Source organism: Chryseobacterium sp. c4a (genome assembly GCF_009900745.1).
Classification (GTDB): domain Bacteria; phylum Bacteroidota; class Bacteroidia; order Flavobacteriales; family Weeksellaceae; genus Chryseobacterium.
Map to the genome: position 1 here is coordinate 1 of NZ_WXVU01000036.1, position 3,897 is coordinate 3,897.

The 3,897-nt window shown below is 33.9% G+C and carries 3 protein-coding genes; all 3 read right to left on the reverse strand.

Translation table 11 applies throughout. The features are described from left to right. Window positions 1-171 (reverse strand): transposase (locus GTR01_RS24310; RefSeq protein WP_160137224.1); only part of this gene is annotated, 171 nt, incomplete at its 3' end. Window positions 172-341: 170 nt separating this feature from the next. Further along, a complete protein-coding gene (locus GTR01_RS24315; protein WP_160140282.1) occupies window positions 342-824 on the reverse strand; it encodes a hypothetical protein in 483 nt (160 codons plus the stop codon). Window position 825: 1 nt separating this feature from the next. Next, window positions 826-3,897: RHS repeat-associated core domain-containing protein (locus GTR01_RS24710; protein ID WP_228452339.1), on the reverse strand; the 3,072-nt coding region annotated here is incomplete at its 5' end.

Genomic DNA, 3,897 nt, shown 5'->3' on the forward strand with positions numbered 1-3,897 from the left:
TTTAAGTTCCTTAAGATGTTGTGCATCCATTCCTCCGTATTTCTGCTTCCACTGGTAGAAAGTAGCTGCTGAAATTCCATGCTCACGACAAATATCTTTTGTCGCTTTCCCAGATTCATATTCTTTCAGAATATTGATAATCTGATGTTCTGAAAATTTGCTCTTTTTCATAATGTTTAACAAACTAAATTTAATAATTTTAATTTGTCTGAAAAACAGGGAAGTTTACCAAAACAGGGAAGTTTACCCCCTCACATATTGTGAGGGGTTTTTATTATTTAAAGACACGAGCTGGAAGCTCGCGCCAGCGGGGAACGAGGTAAGCATTGGACATTACCAGCTTATGTACTGGGTTCGTCTGATACTTCAATTATTTTAGAGAAAACCCATTTTTTATTTTTATTATTATATTTGAGAAGCACCCTCCTTTCATCTTCAAAAATATAAAAAGGAAAAGACCCTTCAGAATACATTTTATAATTAGTTGACATTATTTTTATTGTTACAACTAAAGAGTTTTCATAAATATTATCAATTATTATATCGAATAAAAATGTATTATCATTTTGAGATTTAAGAAAATTTTTAAAATCATTTTCATTTTTCAAAGGTATTATTTCAAAAGAATATTTTTCCTCAATATAATTTGTTTTAAAAAAAGAGATATTCTTAGGTATGATAAAAGTTAATTTTTTATTATTAATAGTAGAATAATCTCCTTTGTTAATAGAATAACTTTTATTAATTAAAGAATACAAATTTAATTCTTGCGCATTAATAGAAGTAAATAAAAATAAAAATAGTAATAAAATAAGTTTTTTCATATTATTGAGGTCTAGGTCTTGAAAGATTAATCATTGCAGCTCCTACTTTTATTATTTCAACATTATTTTTAAAAGTACCATAATTCATACTATGAACGGAACCAGAATTATTATAATAAGTTATTATTTTGTTATAGTTGGCTGGGTTTAATGGAACAAAATTCCCAATAGTACTTTGAGCGCTTGTAACTTCTGCACTTGTAATTTTACTTGTATTAGTTGCGACATCATATCCCAAAACTGCATTTGGTTGAGTGAAAAGCCCTCCAGATTTATCGGCTCCAGATGGGTTAAATCCACCAACAATAGCATTTCCACTTGTATCAAATTTCAATACTGCACCATGAGTATGAATATTGTGTGTTATACCATATCCTTTACCTGTAAGTTCATTTTCTGCCAAACCCGTTTTTACACTTCCCTTACTCGTACTAGCAACAGTAGCTAAACCTTCTAAACCATTTTTATCTCCCACTGCGATCGCTTGCTCATTCATTCCGCTAGCTTCCATATTAGAATAAGCTACATCCATACTGGATATTAAATTATCTGAAGGAAGATCAATTAGACCATCTGAATAGGCATTAGAATTTAGAGTTACTTTTCCGTCTTTAATTGAAGATGTAATTCTACTTTCTTCAGTAGAATTTAATGCAACTCTTACTTTTCCATTATTAACACCGTCAGTTCCTAAATAATTTCCACTTAAACCAAAATAATCTGTTAAAGGTGCTCTTCCATCTGGATCAATAAACCTCAAAGGATTATTGAAAGCATAATTATAAGGACTATGTCTCGTCATTTTCTCAGCCAGTGGATCTACTACGCCCCATCTTCCTAAATCCGGCATATAGAATCTTGCGCCATAATCATACATTCCAGTCTCTTGCAGTTCCTTGCCGTTGTACTTATAGTTCAAATAACCACCCAGAAGCCCCTTATCTCCACCTACATGATTTAATCCAAAAGGATAATAATTGTTGGTGTCTGTAATTTCAAGAACACCCGTGCTGTCTTTAGCAAAGCTTACTCTTATATTTCCAAGATGATCCTTATATTGGTAAATATAACGATTTTCTGTAAAGCTATAAAAACCTTCAGAGGTAGGAACAAAATCAAGTACCCATTTTGGTGTTAAGTCAATATCAGGAAAAATTGCAGGAGCTTTCCTATAGGCCTGTTCTTCAAAAGCGGACTCTGTACGACATGTTATACAAGATCCTCCTTCAAAATATCTATATTGAAAGCCATCTAAGTAATCCATGATATAATACGTACTAGCAACTCCTTTTCTTCCTTGTCTGTAATAGTTTTTGCGAAGCTTAGTTCCATCTGCTCGGTATAAATAATTTATATCAGCGACTCCAGGTAGTGTGATAAATGGGTCTTTATCTATAACAGAAAGAGCATCAGGTAAATTAAGATAGTTATAAGCAATAGAATTAATTCCTTTATCCTTCATATTGATCATATTTCCATTCAGGTCATAATCTATGATGTTACCTCCTCCTTCATAACCGGCATCATTCTGGGTACTGTCTGTTACTGTTTGCAATCTGTTTCCTAAATAAGTATACTCAAGGTTATCAATCTGCATAGCCAATCCAGTAGAAGAATTCTTAGCGTCACGATATAATTGGGTGATATTTCCGTTCAGATCGTATATAATATACTCACTGTAAAAGCTGTTTTGAGGAACTGTAGCCCAAGGCTCAGAGTAATGCCCAAATTTTAGCTTATTATTCATATAATAATCATAAGTATATCTTCTCAATACATTATCATTGGAGATATTCCAATCCACTTCTGCAATATTACCGTTATATCTTGCTGTTGCATAGAGTGGATTAACAGGGTTGGTATATTTTATTTCATAGCCAAATAACTTCCCATTCAGGTTAACAGGATCATTGATCTTTGTCATCCAACCTCTGATATTATATTTATAGTCAACTTGTTGAAGCGAAGAACCTACAGAAATTCCACCTACTTTTTTAGATTCCAACTGAGAGAGTTCATTATACTTATTTTGGGTAAGGATTTCTACAGGATTAGAATCTACCTGATGTTTATGAACCAATAGTCTGTTCTGATGATCATATTCAAAATTCTCTGTGATCACTCTTTCAGAATCTGTTTCCAGCCTTTTATGTTTGGTAATAACGGTTTGAGCTACTCCCGCAAAATCCAGTTTGGATTCTGTCTTGGTATATCCGCCCAAATGATTGATAGAATGAGTTCCAATGGATCTTCCTTTGGTGTCGTAATAGGTGTAGTTCTTTGTCCAGCCGTCATTTTCAATATTCTTTACCAGACTCATCACAGGAAGCCCTTTGGTGCTTCTACCTTCTGAAGAGATGGTTTCTGTTAAAGTAGCCTCTCCCTGAATTGTTGATGGAAATGGAGGATTAAAATTATAGCTGGGATAAGTATCGTAATAATTAACACTTAAAATAGTTTCGGTATCTACCATGAAATAATTATTGACATAATAAATCGTCATCCCATTTCTGGTAAATCCCTGAGCACTGCGGGGTTCTGTGATGATTAAGTCTTTGATTAGATCCTGTAAAACAGATCTCTTTGCCGTTGAATTTATGATTCCTGTATAAATTACTCTTCCAAAAATATCATACTTCGTAAGAAGCCATTTGCCTTTGGGTGCCATTACGGCATCCTGCGTCAAAATCAGTCTATCCGCTTTATCATACACCATATATTCCCAGCCTTTACCGGGAAGTTTCTTTTCTGCCAAACGGTTTCTGCTATCATAGCGATACTGATAACAAAGATCATTAAGTAAAGACTCACCCGTCCCCTTGTTAACTGCTTTGGGAGGAATGACAAAGGCTAACTGATCATATTCATTATACACATAATAAGTATCCGCATTTTCAGTAGAATTCACTTTTCTTACTAACAAGGTCTGCCCTCTTCCATTCTTAAATTCCACTGTTGGATTTCCGTCTTCATCTGTGACCGTGTTTTTATATAATGTTCCGGGAGCATAAGTTGTAGCAGGAGATAAGCTTAACTCACTTTTGGTAGCTCCGTTCTCCCATGTCGTCTTGGT